The 16,559-nt window shown below is 69.4% G+C and carries 19 protein-coding genes; 12 read left to right on the top strand and 7 right to left on the bottom strand.

Annotated features, from left to right (window positions below; all coding sequences use genetic code 11):
- Positions 1-60 precede the first annotated feature (60 nt).
- From EFY87_RS00620 to EFY87_RS00595, 6 genes are all read right to left on the bottom strand, one after another.
- Entirely contained in the window at positions 61-870 is an 810-nt protein-coding gene (locus EFY87_RS00620; RefSeq protein ID WP_245988268.1) for an ABC transporter permease, read from the bottom strand.
- 95 nt (positions 871-965) lie between these two features.
- Positions 966-1,490 (bottom strand): gluconokinase, encoded by a 525-nt coding sequence (locus tag EFY87_RS00615; protein WP_123269373.1) that lies wholly within the window; start codon positions 1,488-1,490, stop codon positions 966-968.
- 41 nt (positions 1,491-1,531) lie between these two features.
- Entirely contained in the window at positions 1,532-2,452 is a 921-nt protein-coding gene (locus EFY87_RS00610; protein WP_123269372.1) for an HhH-GPD family protein, read from the bottom strand.
- Between the two features lie 8 nt (positions 2,453-2,460).
- Positions 2,461-3,537, bottom strand: a complete 1,077-nt coding sequence (gene disA / locus EFY87_RS00605) for a DNA integrity scanning diadenylate cyclase DisA (RefSeq protein WP_123269371.1) — start codon at positions 3,535-3,537, stop codon at positions 2,461-2,463.
- Between the two features lie 78 nt (positions 3,538-3,615).
- On the bottom strand, positions 3,616-5,001 hold the full coding sequence (gene radA / locus EFY87_RS00600; RefSeq protein WP_123269370.1) for a DNA repair protein RadA: 1,386 nt from the start codon (positions 4,999-5,001) through the stop codon (positions 3,616-3,618).
- Between the two features lie 139 nt (positions 5,002-5,140).
- Positions 5,141-5,959, bottom strand: coding sequence for a DUF3109 family protein (locus EFY87_RS00595; RefSeq protein WP_425459337.1), 819 nt, complete (start codon positions 5,957-5,959; stop codon positions 5,141-5,143).
- Between the two features lie 74 nt (positions 5,960-6,033).
- On the opposite strand from EFY87_RS00595, the gene EFY87_RS00590 reads away from it, so the two are divergent.
- From EFY87_RS00590 to EFY87_RS00535, 12 genes are all read left to right on the top strand, one after another.
- Positions 6,034-6,960, top strand: coding sequence for a Ppx/GppA family phosphatase (locus EFY87_RS00590; protein ID WP_123269369.1), 927 nt, complete (start codon positions 6,034-6,036; stop codon positions 6,958-6,960).
- Positions 6,960-7,772 (top strand): sugar phosphate isomerase/epimerase family protein, encoded by an 813-nt coding sequence (locus EFY87_RS00585; protein ID WP_123269368.1) that lies wholly within the window; start codon positions 6,960-6,962, stop codon positions 7,770-7,772. The genes EFY87_RS00590 and EFY87_RS00585 overlap by 1 nt, the downstream gene beginning before the upstream one ends.
- A 35-nt stretch (positions 7,773-7,807) precedes the next feature.
- Complete coding sequence (locus EFY87_RS00580; protein WP_158607445.1) at positions 7,808-8,674, top strand: ABC transporter transmembrane domain-containing protein; 867 nt, start codon at positions 7,808-7,810, stop codon at positions 8,672-8,674.
- Between the two features lie 180 nt (positions 8,675-8,854).
- Positions 8,855-9,808 carry a proline dehydrogenase family protein gene (locus tag EFY87_RS00575; RefSeq protein ID WP_123269366.1) on the top strand — a complete coding sequence of 318 codons (954 nt, stop codon included), beginning with the start codon at positions 8,855-8,857 and terminating at the stop codon, positions 9,806-9,808.
- Between the two features lie 5 nt (positions 9,809-9,813).
- Positions 9,814-10,632 (top strand): pyrroline-5-carboxylate reductase, encoded by an 819-nt coding sequence (gene proC / locus EFY87_RS00570; RefSeq protein WP_123269365.1) that lies wholly within the window; start codon positions 9,814-9,816, stop codon positions 10,630-10,632.
- An 81-nt stretch (positions 10,633-10,713) separates the two neighbouring features.
- Entirely contained in the window at positions 10,714-11,241 is a 528-nt protein-coding gene (locus tag EFY87_RS00565; protein WP_123269364.1) for a GNAT family N-acetyltransferase, read from the top strand.
- 93 nt (positions 11,242-11,334) lie between these two features.
- Positions 11,335-12,468, top strand: a complete 1,134-nt coding sequence (locus EFY87_RS00560) for an acetoin utilization protein AcuC (protein WP_123269810.1) — start codon at positions 11,335-11,337, stop codon at positions 12,466-12,468.
- Positions 12,469-12,943: 475 nt separating this feature from the next.
- Positions 12,944-13,144, top strand: a complete 201-nt coding sequence (locus tag EFY87_RS00555; RefSeq protein WP_123269363.1) for a helix-turn-helix domain-containing protein — start codon at positions 12,944-12,946, stop codon at positions 13,142-13,144.
- 169 nt (positions 13,145-13,313) lie between these two features.
- Positions 13,314-13,412, top strand: a complete 99-nt coding sequence (locus tag EFY87_RS00550) for a 30S ribosomal protein bS22 (RefSeq protein ID WP_082775156.1) — start codon at positions 13,314-13,316, stop codon at positions 13,410-13,412.
- 127 nt (positions 13,413-13,539) lie between these two features.
- A complete protein-coding gene (locus EFY87_RS00545; RefSeq protein ID WP_123269362.1) occupies positions 13,540-14,526 on the top strand; it encodes an NAD-dependent epimerase/dehydratase family protein in 987 nt (328 codons plus the stop codon).
- Positions 14,519-16,009, top strand: a complete 1,491-nt coding sequence (locus EFY87_RS00540) for a lysophospholipid acyltransferase family protein (RefSeq protein WP_245988264.1) — start codon at positions 14,519-14,521, stop codon at positions 16,007-16,009. The genes EFY87_RS00545 and EFY87_RS00540 overlap by 8 nt, the downstream gene beginning before the upstream one ends.
- 2 nt (positions 16,010-16,011) lie before the next feature.
- Positions 16,012-16,272 (top strand): glutaredoxin family protein, encoded by a 261-nt coding sequence (locus EFY87_RS00535; protein WP_123269361.1) that lies wholly within the window; start codon positions 16,012-16,014, stop codon positions 16,270-16,272.
- A 10-nt stretch (positions 16,273-16,282) separates the two neighbouring features.
- Here the strand turns inward: EFY87_RS00535 and EFY87_RS20165 are convergent, their stop codons facing one another.
- Positions 16,283-16,450 (bottom strand): VOC family protein, encoded by a 168-nt coding sequence (locus tag EFY87_RS20165; protein ID WP_158607444.1) that lies wholly within the window; start codon positions 16,448-16,450, stop codon positions 16,283-16,285.
- Positions 16,451-16,559: the final 109 nt, after the last annotated feature.

Here is a 16,559-nt window from a genome sequence, read left to right as displayed (position 1 = left end):
GGTAACCAGCGAATCGCCCTGGTGCTACGCCGATTTCGGTGAAGTGGACTGGAGTTCCCATTATCCGCCCTGCACCTCCAGCTTGCGCCGTCCGACGACAGTGAGCAGGTGGCCGACGAGGAGGGTGGCGCCGAGCCAGGCGAACTGCACACCGACCAGCCCGTATGCCGCGGCCCCTGTGGTGCGTGCGGTGAGGACGTCGACGGGATACATCATCATCGACGGGAACGGTGTGGCCTGCGCGATGGCGAGCAGCCAGCTAGGGAAGAGCGAGATCGGCACGAAGAGGCCGGCGAAGAAGCCGGAGACCACCATGTAGAAGATCTGGATGCCGCGTGTCTCGATCAGCCAGAACCCCACCACGGCCACCAGGTAGACGGTGGAGAACGAGATGACGATGCCGGCCAGCAGGCTGACGGCGCCGAGCAGGTATGGCGCGGGCGTGCGCGGCATCGTCATACCGACGGCGAGTGAACCGATCGCCACACTCGGCACCGCGCGGGGGATGAGCGCGAACACGGCTTTGCCGGCTTCGGTGGCAACCGTGGCGAGTTGGACGTTGACCGGGCGAAGGAAGTCGACGGCGACGTCACCGGTCTTGATGCGGTCGGCGAGGTCGATCCGCCCGTTCAGGTTGATCGAGCCGAGCATGCCCTGGGAGAGCCAGATGTAGGCGCTCATGGTGCCGACGGTGTAACCCTGCACCGAGGCGCCGGCAGCACGCACGGTGGCAAAGAGCATCGCGACCTTCAGGAAGCCGAAGGTCAGGTTGGCGACCAGCCCGCCGAACATCGCCAGTGGGTAGGCGGTCTGCTGCTGGAAGCCCGCGACGAACAGGCGCCAGTAGACCGGCAGCGTGCCGTGTGACACCGTGCGACGCGGCCACCTGGGAGAGTCGAGACCGGCAACGCGCACAAACGCGAGAACTTACCAGGGACGCAGTGTCGTGACAACCCCTCGCTCGGTCAGTGCGGAGTGAGTCCGAGCTCGTCGAGCGCCTCGGTCACCGCCTGCTGTGGGTCGTCGTGCTGATGCACCACCACGCCCGGCTCGTCCGGTTGCAGCGGCTCGAGCGTCGCCAATTGTGAGGGCAGCAGCGACGGCGGCATGTAGTGACCGGTGCGGTGCGCCAGCCGGTCGCGCAGCACGTCTTCGGGGATGTTCAGGTAGACGAAGCGCACGTTGGCGCGCCCGTCGCGCAGCAGGTCCCGGTAGCTGCGCCGCAGCGCCGAGCAGGTGATCACCGCGCTACGCCCGTCTCGTTCGTGCTCGTCGATCCAGGTGCCGATGGAATGCAGCCACGGCCAGCGGTCCTCGTCGGTGAGTGGAATGCCGGCGGCCATCTTGCTGACGTTCGCTTGCGAGTGGAAGTCGTCGCCTTCGGCATACAGCCAGCCGAGGCGCTCGGCGATGTCCTCACCGATGGTGGTCTTCCCAGAGCCGGAAACCCCCATCACGATGAGGAATTGGGGCTGAGTTGGGGTGGCCATGCGGTCATCGTAGTGACGTCAGGTTGCCACCAGGTGACGGCTCAGCCGGGCAGCCGGAAGCGTTCGCGGGGCAGCGGTTCGACCAGCCCGTCCTCGACCAGCGAGGCGAGACACCGGTCGCGTTGCCCGGCATCCGGCCAGACCAGGTCGAGCGCGGAACGGGGCACCGCGGCCGGGGCGTCGCGCAGGACCTGCAGCAGCTTGCCGCGCACCTGGCGGTCGGTCCCGTGCCAGCGCTGCGCTGCCCGTCGTGGGCCGTCGTGCGCCGGGCTCCCGGCACGGATCCACGCGCACTGCGCATGTGCCGGGCACCGCGCGCACAACGGGCGCGCGGCCTTGCAGACGACCGCGCCGAGCTCCATGACAGCCGCGTTCCAGCGCGCGGCGGCCGGCTCGTCGAGCGGGAGCAGAGCCCGCGCGAGGGCGGTTTCCGCCGCGCTCAGACTCGGCGCCGGGTATGCCGCGCCGGTCACCAGCCGGGCCTCCGCCCGCCGGACGTTGACGTCCACGACAGCCGACCGGATGCCGAACGCGAACGCTCCGACGGCCGCAGCCGTGTAACCACCGATCCCCGGAAGTGCTTGCAGCTGCTGCAGATCGGCCGGTATGACGCCCCCGTGCTCATCACGGATCGCGACCGCCGCCGCATGCAGGCGCAGTGCCCGGCGCGGGTAGCCGAGCCGTCCCCACTCGCGCACGGCGTCACCGGGGGCGGCAGCGGCCAGGTGTGCCGGGGTCGGCCACAACTGCATCCAGCGGTGCCACATCGGCTCGACCCGGGCGACCGGTGTCTGCTGCAGCATCACCTCCGAGACGAGCACCGCCCACGGCCGGTCCACCTGCGGCCAAGGCCAGTCGGCTGCCGGGATGCGCCAGGGGAGGTCGCGAGCGTTCGCGTCATACCAGTCGAGGATCGTGTCGTGCAGTGCCTCGACCTCGCCGATCGGCGGTCGGTGTGTCATGCGCGGGCCTAGACGTAGCGCTCGAGAATGCTGCTCTCGGCCAGACGCGACAGCCCCTCGCGGACTGCGCGTGCGCGGCTCTCGCCAACGCCTTCGACGGCCATCAGGTCGTCGAAGTCTGCGGCGAGCAGCTTCTGCAAGGTGCCGAAGTGCTCGACGAGTCGCTCGACGATGGCTCCCGGCAGCCGGGGCACCTTCGTCAGCAGCCGGTAGCCGCGCGGGCTGACCGACAGGTCGAGCAGGTCGCCGACGGCCGAGAAGCCAGCGGCACGGGCGCCGGCGGACAGGTCGAGCAGCTCGGTGGAGCTGACGTTGCCGAGGCGGGTGAGCGCGTCCTCGACGGTCATCTCGGAGCGCGCCGACTCGACGTAGTCGCGGACCACCAGCTCCCGGTCGTCGGTCAGGCCACCGACGAGTTCGTCCAGCTGCAGCGAGATCAGCCGGCCGTCGGTGCCGAGCTCGATGACGTATTCGCTGATCTCCTCGCTGATCCGGCGCACCATCTCCAGCCGCTGCAGCACCGCCGCGACATCACGCACCGTCACCAGGTCCTCGATCTCCAGCGCCGACAGCGTGCCGGTCACCTCGTCGAGCCGGGCCTTGTAGCGTTCGAGCGTCTGCAGCGCCTGGTTGGCACGCGACATCAGCGCCGTGGAGCCCTCGATCACGTGCCGCACGCCACCGACATACAAGGCGATGATGTGCATGGACTGGCTGACCGACACGACCGGGAAGCCGGTCTGCTTGGCGACGCGCTCGGCGGTGCGGTGCCGGGTGCCGGACTCCTTGGTCTCGATGCTCGGGTCGGGCACCAGCTGGGTGGCCGCGCGCAGGATGCGGGTGACGTCGCTGCTGACGACGATCGCGCCGTCCATCTTGGCCAGTTCGCGCAGCCGCGTCGCGGTGAAGTCGATGTCGATCGGGAAGCCGCCGGACGACATCGCCTCGACCACGGCGTCATGACCGATGACGATGAGTGCGCCCGTGCGCCCGCGCAGGATCCGCTCGAGCGCGTCGCGCAGATCGGTGCCCGGCGCAACGGCGGCGAGGGTCTCGCGGAGGATCACTTCCGGGGTGCGGGTCACCGGCCCAGTGTAGGTGCGGGTGGCCCCTCACCGACTGCACCGTGCCGACGGTATGGCGGCAGGCCTATCGACGCTCGCTCAGCGCGCCGCAGGCATCGCGATGACGCGGGTGGCCGCGTGCACGTCGCGGACTTCGAGCACGCGCATGCCGTCCGGCGGCAGCTCGGTGCCCATCGAGCCCGCCGGCACGATGGCGCGCCGGAAGCCGATGCGGGCCGCTTCGGCGAGCCGCCGGGGAACGCCGCCGACACCGCGCACGTCACCCGCCAGCCCGACCTCGCCGACGGCGAGCAAGCCCGCCGGCACCGGGCAACCGTCCTTGGCGGAGGCGAGCGCCAGGGCGATCGCGAGATCGGCGGCGGGCTCGGAGAGCTTCGCGCCGCCGACCGTCGAGACATAGCAGTCGTCGTCGCGCAGCCGCACCCCAGCGCGGCGGTCGAGGACCGCGAGGATCATCGCCGTGCGTGAACTGTCGACGCCGTTGGTGGTGCGCCGGGCCGAGCCGCCATTGCCCGGCACGAGCAGCGCCTGCACTTCGGTGACCAGCGGACGGCGGCCCTCCAGGGTGACCGTCACACAGGTGCCGGGCACCGGCTCGTCCATGCGGGACAGGAAGAGACCGCTCGGGTCGGGTAGCCCGGTGATGCCCAGCTCGGTCAGGTCGAAGCAGCCCACCTCGTCGGTGGGGCCGTAGCGGTTCTTGATCGCGCGCACCAGCCGCAGCCGGGAGTGGCGTTCGCCCTCGAACTGCACCACCACGTCGACCAGGTGCTCCAGCACCCGCGGCCCGGCGATCGACCCGTCCTTGGTGACGTGACCGACCAGGAGAGTGCCGATGCCGTCGCGCTTGGCGACCTGGATGATCGCCGCCGCGACCTCGCGCACCTGGCTGACATTGCCCGGTGCGCCGTCGACCTCGGCGGATGCGATCGTCTGGACCGAGTCGATGATCAACAGGTCGGGGTGCAGCCGGTCGATCTGGGCGAGGACGGTGCCGAGGTCGGTCTCGCTGGCGAGGTAGAGGTCGCGGGCGAGCGCCTCGATGCGCTCGCCGCGCAGCCGCACCTGGGCTGCCGACTCCTCGCCGCTGACGTAGAGCACGGTGCGGCCGTCGCGTGCTGAGCGGGCGGCGACGTCGAGTAACAGGGTCGACTTGCCGATGCCGGGCTCGCCCGCCACCAGCACGACGCCGCCGGTGACCAGACCGCCGCCGAGCACCCGGTCGAACTCGCCGACCCCGGTCGGCCGCGCCTGCGCGCGGGTGGCGTCGACCTCGCCGATCGGCCTCGCCGGCCGCTCGATGGTCGCGGCGGGCGGGGTGCGCACTTGCTGCTGACCGACCTCGGTCACCGTGCCCCAGGCCTGGCACTCGCCGCATCGGCCGACCCACTTGATGGCCTGCCACCCACACTCGGTGCAGCGGTAGGCCGGCGCTGGTGCCTTCTTGCGTGTGCTGGTCGCCATACGACGGACGATAGACGGCCGGGCCGACACCGCGCCCCCCACTTGATCGAGAGGACCCAATCCGTATTGAGTGGACCCCAATAGATGTCCCGCTCTTGGGTCCGCTCAATGCATATGGGGTCCTCTCGATCGCGGTGAGTCAGCCGGATGTGCGCGCATTCTCCTCGGCCAGCAGGGTCGCCGGGTGTACGAAGAGCGGCAGCAGCCGGCGACCGGCCGGTCCGGCTTCGCGCAATGCCGTCACCTGCAGCAGGTGGGCTTCGCAGCGCTGCGCCAGCTCGTCATACGCGTTGTCGCCCATCAGGTGACGCAGCTCGCCCTCATTGGAGCGGTATACCGGCGAACTGCCCACGTGCGCCTGCGGATTGCCCGAGCAGTACCAGTCGAGGTCGTGCCCGCCCGGGCCCCAGCCGCGTCGGTCGTACTCGCCGATCGAGATCTCCAGGTATGACGTGTCGTCCGGCAGCTCGACCGTGCGGTAGGTGCGGCGGATCGGCAGCTGCCAGCACACGTCCGGTTTGACGGTGTGCGGCGCGACGCCGGTGAGTATGGCGTGCTGATGCAGGGCGCACCCCGCGCCGGCGGGAAAGCCCGGCCGGTTGTGGAAGATGCACGCGCCGTCGACGACCCGGGTCTTCCAGTCGCCGTCCTCCTTCTCCCGCCAGCCGTCCGTGCCGTGGCCCTCGTCGTAGAACTGCCATTCGTCCGGGCCGAGTTCGCGCACGACGGCGCGGATATTCTTGAGGTCATCCTTGTCGGAGAAGTGCGCGCCGAGGGTGCAGCACCCCACGTCGGGTGCATCCGCGTAGATGCCTTCGCAGCCGGCGCCGAAGATGCAGGTCCACGACGAGGTCAGCCAGGTCAGGTCGCAGCGGAAGCGCTCCTGGGTGTCGTCCGGGTTGTCGAATTCCACCCAGGTCCGCGGTGTCTCCAGTGCTGTCTCGACCACGCGCCACATCGTAGTGTTCGGGGCCGCGACGTCCGGCCGCGCTGGGCTCGGGGCCGCGCAGCTCGGTCGGATAGCGTGAACCCATGCGGCTCGGCGTGATCGACGTGGGATCCAACACGGTGCATCTCCTCGTCGTCGATGCCCATCGGGGCGCGCATCCGCTGCCTGCGACGTCGCACAAGCGGGAACTGCGTCTCTCCGAGCACACCGAGCCTGGCGGAGCGATCTCCGCCGAGGGCGCTGGCGCGCTGGTCGCGTTCGTGCGCGAGTGCCTCACGATCGCCGACGACCAGGGGTGCGAGGACCTGCTCGCCTTCGCGACCAGCGCGATCCGCGAGGCGCCCAACGGCGAGGCGGTGCTCGACCAGGTGCGCGACACGACCGGAGTCGAGTTGCAGGTGCTGGAAGGCGCGGACGAGTCGCGGCTGACCTTCCTGGCGGTGCGGCGCTGGTTCGGCTGGTCGGCGGGCCGGTTGCTGGTCGTCGATATCGGCGGGGGTTCGCTGGAGTTCGCGGCCGGGATCGACGAGGAGCCCGACGTGGCCCTCAGCCTCCCGTTGGGGGCGGGCCGGCTGTCGCGCGATCTCGCCGGCGATCCGCCGGCGGCCGCGGATCTGCTGGTGCTGCGCAAGCAGATCCGTTCGGACATCGCCCGGGTCATCCGGCAGTTGCACAAGGTCGGCGAGCCCGACCGGGTCGTGGGCACCAGCAAGACGATCCGCTCGCTCGCCCGGGTGCTCGGTGCGGCACCCAGCGGCGATGGACCGCGCGTCGAACGCGTCCTGGAACGCGAAGCGCTCGCCAGCCTGGTGCTGCGGCTGGCCGCGATGACCATTGCCGAACGCGCAGCATTGCCAGGGGTTTCCGCGAGCCGCGCTCGCCAGCTGCTCGCGGGTGCCATGGTGGTCGAGGGCGCCATGGAGTTGCTCGGCGTGGACCGCCTCGACTTGTGCCCGTGGGCGCTGCGTGAAGGCGTCATCCTGCGGCGCCTGGACTGGCTGGACACCTGATGTCCCCGCGCCTCACCCTGCCGGCCGGCCGCATCGCATTGTCGACCTCGTCCGTCTACCCGCTCGGGGTCGTCGACGGGTTCGTGATGGCCGAACGGCTGGGGTATGACGGCGTCGAGGTCATGGTGTGGACCGACCCGGTCAGCCAGGAGGCCGGCGCACTGCGCAAACTGGTCGACCACTACGGCATTCCGATCGTCTCCATCCATGCGCCGACTTTGCTTCTCACCCAACGCATTTGGGGACCTGAGCCGTGGCCGAAGGTCGACAACTCGGTCAGGCTGGCCGAAGAGGTCGGTGCCGACACCGTCGTCGTCCACCCGCCGTTCCGCTGGCAGCGGGAGTATGCCGCCGACTTCGTGCAGGGCATTGCGCAGCGGGACGCGGAGACCGACGTCCGGATCGCGGTCGAGAACATGTTTCCCTGGCGAGCCCGCGGTCGCGAGATGCAGGCCTACCTGCCCGGCTGGGACCCCGTCGGCATGGACTACGCCCATGTGACGCTCGACCTGTCCCACACGGCGACCGCGGGCTCCGACGCGCTCGAGATGGTCGAGGCCCTCGGCGACCGGCTCAGCCACGTGCACCTCGCCGACGGGTCGGGATCCTTCAAGGACGAACACCTCGTGCCCGGCCGCGGCACGCAGCCGTGCGCTCAGGTGCTCGAATCCCTTGCAGCTGCTGGATATTCGGGCGATGTCGTGTTGGAGGTCGGCACGCGCAAGCTGTCGCGCGAGCAACGCGAACTCGACCTGGCCGAAGCGCTCGCCTTTGCCCGTCTGCACTTCGCGGCACCGGCGACCGGGGGCTGAGGCTTCACGTGGCTGGCTCGATGCGCGGTGCCGGAATGGCCTGGTTCGACGCGTATGGCGAGCCCGGCGAACCGCCTCATGACAGCCCGTCGCGGTTTCTGCGGTGGTTGATCGCCGCGCAGCGGCGGCGTGTCATCCGCGGCGCCGTGTTCGGCATTCTGTGGATGATCGGACTGGTGCTGCCGCCACAGCTGTTGTCAGAAGCCGTGGATCAGGGCCTGCAACGGAACGACTTCCCGGCGCTCATGCTGTGGACGGGTGCCTTGTTCGCGGTGGGTGTATTCACCGCGTGGTGTTCGATCATGCGGCACCGGACCATGACCTGGGTGCGGTTGGACGCCGTGTACCGGACGATCCAGGTGGTCACCCGACAGTCGATAAGGCTGGGGTCGACGCTGTCGCGCAAGGCGTCGTCGCACGAGGTCGTGACGATCGGGGTCGGTGACGTCGGTGTGCTCGGCCAGACGCTCACCATGACCGGTCCTGGCATCGGCGGATTGGTCGCCTACGGCGTTGTCGCCACACTGCTGCTTCGCATCTCGATCTTGCTGGCGCTCGTCGTGCTGCTCGGTGTTCCGTTGTTGCTGTTGGTCATCGGCCCGCTACTGCGCCGGTTGCACGCGTCCCAGGGCCGCTATCGGGAGGTGGAAGCAGACCTGACCGCACGCCTCAGTGATGTCTTCGGTGGCCTCGGGGTCCTCGCCGCCCTCGGGGGCAAGGAGATCGTCGTCCTCCGGATCCAAGTAGCCGGCACCGTCCTGGAAGACCATGCACGGCAGGTCGTCGCGGGCCGCGCCTGCCGGGGCATGAACCCACACGTTGCGTGTCGTGCCCGGGTAGGCGTGCGAGTCGTCCATGGCGAAGTGCGTCGTATGACCTTGCGGTACTTCTGCTCGAGGTGAGGAGTCCGGACCGTATTCGTAGACGATATCGGACTGGTCGATCGGCAAGGCGCAGAACGGGATTCGCTGGCTCACGGGTGAATCCATACTCGGGTGAAGGCCAGCCCACGTAGCTGCGGCAACGCGCCTCGCCATACGCTCGACGCTGGACGTGTTCGCACCATTTGGAGGAGCAGACCCGTGATCGACCCGAGTGCCACGCTGCGCCAGGGACTGCTGGGGATCGGGCGTCGCGGCGTCGTACGCCGAACGTTCGAGCGGGCGCAGGTGGGCCGGTCGGTGGCGCACCGCTTCGTGGCGGGGGACACCATCGCCGATTGTGTGCCCGTGGTGGCCGAACGGGTCGGGGCCGGCCGGTTCGCGACCGTGACGTTGCTGGCCGACGAGCCGCAGGATACCGCCGAGGCGGTGCGCATTCGCGACACCCATCTCACCGCGCTGCGGGCGCTGACGGAAGCGGGACTGACCGCGGGGGGCCGCACCGACGTCCTGCTCCGCCTGGAGGACCTCGGCTGGGCGCTCGGCGACGACGGACCGAAGTTCGCCTTCGACAGCGCCTTGCAGATCGCCGCAGCGGCTGCCGGGACCGGTGCCACGATCACCCTCGAAGCCGGCGACCACACGACTGCCGATGCGACCCTGGCCGCCGCCCGCGACCTGCGAGCCGACTTCCCGTCGGTCGGGGTCGGCCTGCACGCGCAGCTGCTGCGCACCGAGGCCGACTGCCGCAACCAGGCCGCGAGCGCCGGCCGGGTGCGCCTCAGCCGCATCGGGTATTTCGAGCCGAAAAGCGTTTCGTGGCAAGGGAATCACCAGATCGATCGGTCATACATCCGCTGCTTGAAGTTGCTCATCGAAAGCCCGGCCCACCCGGTGATCGCAACCGACGACCTACAGCTGATCGAGATCGCGCACGCGCTGGCCGACAAGGAACTGCGCACCCCCGACTCGTTCGAATTCGAACTGCCACTCGGGGGCGACCCGGAGGTGCAGCGCAGGCACATCGAAGCCGGACACCGGCTGCGCATCCTCGTCCCGTATGGCGATCAGTGGTATCCCTACGTCATGCGCCGCGTCGCCGAGCATCCCGCCGCCGCACGGCCGCACGCCCGCCCAGAAACCCCGAAGGGATAGCCGACATGTCCGAGCCCGATACCCCCCGCATCGCCGTCCTCGGAGTCGGTGCCATGGGCACCGCGCTCCTCACCGGACTGCTGCAGTCCGACCGGCCGGCCCGGATCAGCGTCTCTGACCGCAGTGCCGCCCGGCAGGCCGAGGTTGCCGACGAGCACGGCGTCGCCGGGCTCGCTGCGGCGGATGCCGTTGCCGACGCCGACGTCGTGCTGCTCGCCGTCAAACCGCAGGGCATGGCGGGTCTGCTCGCCGAGATCGGCCCGCGGCTGTCGTCCGGCGCGCTGGTCCTGTCCATCGCCGCTGGGCTCACCACGGCATACCTGGAGGAGCGGCTGCCGGACGGCACCCCCGTCGTGCGAGCCATGCCCAACACCCCCGCACTGGTCGGCGAGGGTATGACGGCGGTCTGCGCCGGAGCACACGCAACCGACGAGCACCTGGACACCGCGCAGGAACTACTGGGGACCGGCGGTCGCACCGTCGTAGTGCCCGAGAGTCAGCTGGACGCGGTGACAGCGGTCAGCGGAAGCGGCCCGGCATACGTCTTCTACGTCGCCGACGCGATGATCGAGGCCGGCGTGCTGCTCGGCCTGCCCCGCGACGTCGCGACCGAGCTCGCCGTGCAGACGCTGTATGGCGCCGCCACCATGCTCAGCCGGACCGGCGAACACCCGGTGCTGCTGCGCGAACGCGTGTCCAGCCCGGCCGGCACCACGATTGCGGCGCTGCGGCAATTGGACGAGCACGGCGTCCGTGCCGCGTTCCTCAGCGCGCTGGAAGCGGCAGCGCACCGATCCGCCGAATTGGCTTCCGAACAGGGCTGAACCCCATCTTCGCTGGCGTGTGGCCACGAGTTCAGCACACCAGCTGACCATCGACCAGGGTTCCGTGCGAGAGTTGTTCCCATGACTGACATCACGGTGCGCGCCCTCGGGGATGAGGAATGGCAGGTCTACCGCGACGTTCGACTGGCGGCCCTGAAGGAGTCTCCGGACGCGTTCGCCGCGTCCGCCTCGCATGAAGAAGGTTTCGACGACGACCTCTGGCAGGCACGGATCAAGCGATCCCGGCGTCTGGTCGCCGAAGACGGTGAACGGGTCGTCGGCGTCGTGTCGGTCGGCCGGGTCGGCGAAGAGAGCGAAAAGGTCAGCGAGCTCTTCGGTCTCTGGGTGAATCCGGAACTGCGCGGCAAGGGCGTCGCGTGGAAGCTCGTCGACGCCGGAGTCCGTCAGGCCCGCGACGACAACTACAACTTCGTCCTCTACTGGGTCGGCACGGACAACGGCCGTGCGGTGGCGTTCGCGTCCAGTTACGGCTTCCGCCCGACCGACGGCCGACGGCCGATGCAGTCCTCGGACGACGACGAGGACGAGATGGCGATGGTCTACCCGCTGGGCGACGACCCTGGCGCGGTGCCCAGCTCGGTGCTCTGAGACCGGGCGTCGGTCGTGGCAACAGAGGCGCCGCGGGTGCGTGTCGTCTGGAATGACGAGCTGACTGCCTACGACTTCGGTCCGCAGCACCCGATGAACCCGATCAGGCTCGACCTGACCGCCCGATTGTGTGATGCCCTGGGCGTTTTCGAGACTCCGGGCGTCGAAGTCGTGCCACCGTCGATGCCTGGCGGCAGCGACGAATTCCTCCTCTGGGTGCACACCCCGGAGTATGTCGACGCCGTCCGCGCCGCGTCCGCGGACCCGGAGGCAGCCGACTCGTCATACGGGCTCGGGACGGAGGACGACCCCGCGTTCCCCGGCATGCACGAGGCATCTGCGCTGATCGCCGGCTCCACCGTGGAACTCGCCAAGGCACTCTGGCGGGACGAGATCGACCACGGGGTCAACTTCTGCGGCGGCCTGCATCACGCCATGCCGGGCAGCGCGTCCGGTTTCTGCATCTACAACGACGCGGCCCTCGGCATCCAATGGCTGCTCGACAACGGCGCCGAACGCGTCGTCTACGTCGACGTCGACGTGCACCACGGAGATGGCGTCGAGCACATCTTCTGGAACGACCCCCGCGTGCTGACCATCTCCATCCACGAAACCGGGCGAGTTCTGTTCCCCGGCACCGGTTTTCCCGGTGACGTCGGCGGCCCGGACGCCGAGGGATCCGCGGTCAACATCGCACTGCCGCCCGGCACCAGGGACGGTCCCTGGCTGCGCGCGCTGCATGCCGTCGTGCCGGTGCTGGTGCGCGAATTCAAGCCGCAGGTGCTGGTGACCCAGCAGGGGTGCGACTCCCACTACGCCGACCCGCTCGCGCACATGGCGCTGTCGGTCGACGCGCAGCGCACGGCATACGAGATGCTGCACCAGCTCGCGCACGAGGTCACCGGCGGCAAGTGGCTCGCGCTCGGCGGCGGCGGATACGAACTCATCGACGTCGTGCCCCGCGCCTGGACACACCTCACCGCCATCGCAGCGCACCAGCCGATCGACCTGGAAACCGACGTACCCGCCGTATGGCGCGACCACGTCCAGCGCACCTTCAACCGGCCCGGGCCGCCCCGCATGGGTGACGGGCAAGCCGAGAACGGCCAGGTTTGGTGGCGCTCCTGGGAGTCCGGCGCCGACCCGGCGAACCCCGTCGACAGCGCCGTCCTTGCCACCCGGCGCGCCGTGTTCCCCCTGCACGGACTCGATCTCTGGTTCGACTGAATCCTTTGCTGCGGCTCCTCGCCTTTCGGTCGTCGCCTCCGGCGCGGTCGGTTTGTCGTCCGGTGGGGTCGTCCGGCGCTGTCCCGGAGTCGCGACGGTCGAGCTTTCGGGACGGGTTGATGGCGGTTTCGTGTCCCGGAGTCGCGACGGTCGAGCTTTCGGGACGGGTTGGTGGCGGTTTCGTGTCCCGGAGTCGCGACGGTCGAGCTTTCGGGACGCAGCGGCCGCCGCCACCCCGCCTCACGCGGTCCTGGAGCCCCACCACCCCACCCGCACCGCCAGAAACTCCCGCCGCACCCGCCATACGCCACATTTTTCCCGCCTGCATCGGCGTGTCAGGTGGACATTTCACGCTCGCGGACTTTCCAGATGGTGCTTTGACCCCCTAAAGTTGCCCAGCAGTACACCCGCATGCCTCCGGGGCGTCGTTGGACGCAGGGGAGCAGCCGTCGCAGGAGAAGGGTTGGCACACACCATGGCCGAAGAGCGTCAGCCGGGCGAGGTCGCATTCATGACCGTCGCCGAGGTCGCCGCCATCATGCGCGTCTCGAAGATGACGGTCTACCGGCTGGTGCACTCCGGCGAGTTGCCGGCCGTGCGCGTCGGGAGGTCGTTCCGCGTTCGCGAGGACGTCGTCTCCGAATATCTCAGCCAGTCCTACATGGGCACTGCCTGACCGTTCGGCCGCGGCAACCGGCGCCCTCGATTGGTCCGCGGTCAGCACCATGGCGTAGCCTTGGGCGTCGATCGCGTCCCCGCCCGGGGACGCGAGACAGATCAGGCTTCGCGACCGGTTGGAGCGCAGCCCGCCGGTTTTTCGTCAGCAATTCAGGAAGAGCGTACGCATGGGTTCAGTCGTCAAGAAGCGCCGTAAGCGGATGGCCAAGAAGAAGCACCGCAAGCTGCTTCGCAAGACGCGCCACCAGCGCCGCAACAAGAAGTAAGCCGCTCGGCGCGCCGAGCAGCAGGAGCCCCGGACCGCAGCACGTGCGGGCACCGGGGCTTCGTCGTAGCCGTCCGGGCAGTCTCGATAGGATCGCTGCACAGCGAGCAGGTCACGAAGGAGGGCGAATGGGTCGGGTTGTCCTGGTCACCGGAGTGTCCCGCCTCGTCGGTGGTATGACGTGCCGCGCCCTCGCCGCAGACCCCGGTCTCGACCGGGTCATCGCCGTCGACACCGTGCCGCCGCTGCACAGTCTCGGCCGGGCCGACTTCATCCGGGCCGACATACGCAACCCGGTCATGGGCCGGATCCTCGCGCAGGAGCAGGTCGACACCGTGCTGCACCTCGGCGTCATCATGACGCCCAAGCAGGCCGGTGGCCGTGCGCTGCAGAAGGAGATCAACGTCATCGGCACGATGCAGTTGCTCGCTGCGTGCCAGCGCACCGACTCGGTGCAACGCCTCGTCGTCAAGTCGTCGTCGTCGATCTACGGTTCGTCCGCGCGCGACCCCGCCATGTTCACCGAGGACATGAGCGCCCGCCGCAGCCCCACTGGCGGGTTCGGGCGGGACTCGGTCGAGGTCGAGACCTACGTGCGTGGGCTCGCCCGACGGCGCCCCGACATCCAGGTCACCATGTTGCGTATGGCGAACCTCGTCGGCCCCGATCTGCGCACCACGTTCTCCGAATATTTCTCGCTGCCCGTGCTGCCCGTCCCGCTCGGGTATGACGGGCGCTTCCAGGTGCTGCACATCGACGATGCGGTCGAGGTGCTGCACCGTGCCGCGCGGGCCGAGCAGTTGTCCGGGACGATCAACGTCGCGGGCGCGGGACTGCTGACCGTCCGGCAAGCAGCCCGGATCGCGGGCAAACGCGTCACCCCGGTGCTGCCGCAGACCGGGGCACTCGTGCAGCAGGTGAGCGGATTGCTCGGCGGCAGTGGGTCATTCGACGCCGAACAAATGCAGTTCCTGCAGTTCGGCCGCGGCATGGACACCACCCGCATGTGCGACCGTCTCGGCTTCGAGCCCCGGCACAGCACACGAGACGCCTTCCGCGAGGTGTTCGGCGCGAGCCGCGCGAGCACCGGCAACCTGGGAGAGGCACGTGTCTGACGAAGAGCCGACCGGCACCGGCGACGGCATGACCCCCGCGCGCGAACCGCGTGACGCCGTAGGGCCCGCGGCGAGGGTGATCGCGCCCGAGGCGGCTGCGCCCAGGGCGACTGCAAACCAAGCGCCCGCCGAGAAGGCGGCCCCTGACGCGCCGGCCACGAAGAAGTCCGGGGCCAAGCGCGCTCCGGCGAAGAAGTCCGGGGCCACGAAGCCGGCAGTCACGAAGTCTGCAGTCAAGAAGACTGCCGCCAAGAAGCCGGCAGCCCGGAAGACCACAGCGAAGCAGGCGGCGTCGGCGAACAAGACTCCCGCCACGAAGCGGGCCGCCACGAAGGCCGCGTCGCAGCCGGGCGCGCGGACGACGGGGGAGCCGAGTCGTCATACCGAAGCCGCCGCGCCACGCGCGGAGGCATCCGCGCGGCGCCCCTCCCGTCGCTCGATCAGTGCCGCCGCCGGCCATGCCGGCACCCGGCGCACCGACCGTCCGACCGACGCCCCGCCGCTGCGGGTAGTGCCCGACCCGCCCGAGTCCCCGGCGGATGCAATCACTCCTGACGCGTCCGGCGCGGGCGAGTTCGAAGTCCTGATCAACCTACTCGTCGAAGCGCTGCGCAAGGCGGGCTCCCTGGTCGGCATCGAAGACGACGATCTGGAGCACCGGATCGCCGCCGCGCTCGCCTTCGTGCGGCGCCGGCTCACCGGCGATTACGAGATCGACGACTTCGGCTTCGACCAGGAGTTCACCGACAAGGTGTGGCTGCCGATCCTGCGGCCGCTCTACAAGCGGTGGTTCCGGGTGGAGGTGCGCGGCGTCGAGAACATTCCCGCGTCCGGGGCCGCGCTCGTCGTCGCCAACCACTCCGGCACGCTGCCGATCGACGGCCTGATGACCCAGGTCGCCGTACACGACGAACATCCGACGCATCGCCATCTGCGGATGCTTGGCGCCGACCTGGTCTTCGAGTCGCCGCTGGTCGGCGAGTTCAGCCGCAAGTCGGGCACCACGCTCGCGTCCAACCCGGACATCGAGCGGCTCTTCGCGCAGGGTGAACTGGTGGCCGTCTTCCCCGAGGGCTTCAAGGGCGTCGGCAAGCCGTTCGGCGAACGCTACAAGCTGCAGCGCTTCGGTCGCGGCGGGTTCGTCGCGGCCGCCCTGCGCGCCGAGGTGCCGATCATCCCGTGCGCGATCGTCGGCGCCGAGGAGATCTACCCGATGCTCGGCAACATCAAGGGGCTGGCGCGACTGCTTGGCTTCCCCTACTTCCCGATCACACCGCTCTTCCCGCTCTTCGGCCTCGCTGGGCTGATCCCGCTGCCGAGCAAGTGGATCATCGAGTTCGGCGAACCGGTCGACACCGCCAGTCACGGCGCCGCTGCCGCGGACGACCCGATGCTGGTCTTCGATCTGACCGACCAGGTCCGCGAGATAGTCCAGCAATCGCTGCATTCCCTTCTGCTGCAACGCCGTTCGGTCTTTTTTTAGGTATGGCGAACCCGCGCATCACGCTCATCAGCAAACCGGGCTGCCCCCTGTGCGACGAGGCACGCGCGGTGATCGAGCGAGTGTGCGCAGACACGGGAGAGAGCTTCACCGAGCGCAACATCCTCGACGAGCCGGAGCTGCTGGCGGCATACGCCGAACAGATCCCGGTCACCCTCGTCGACGGCAAGCAGCACGACTACTGGCGAGTGGACGAGCAGCGGCTGCGCAAGGCGCTCTCCCGGCGGCGGTTCTTCGGCCGCTGACCTGGGACGGTCAGGCGTCGCGGCATACGTCGACGACGAGGTTCCCGGGTCCGCGCAGGTATGCCGCCTGCGTCCCCCAGTCCGTGGTGAGTGGTCCTTCGAGCAGTTCGGCGCCCGCATCCTGGGCGCGCTCCACCGCGCGATCTGCATACCCGGCGGCGCATGAACGCCCGGCCACCGCGACCGCCATTCCGCACCCGCCGCAAGGACCCCTGGATGGCGCGTTCCGGGTGTGTAGCACCTTTTCCGGGAATTCGCGACTTTGTGCCCGCGTTCACAAAGACCTA

The sequence above is a fragment of the Flexivirga caeni genome, assembly GCF_003724155.1.
Classification (GTDB): Bacteria; Actinomycetota; Actinomycetes; order Actinomycetales; family Dermatophilaceae; genus Flexivirga; species Flexivirga caeni.
Note: the sequence above shows the minus strand (reverse complement) of the source record. Positions and strands in the feature narration are given on the sequence as shown.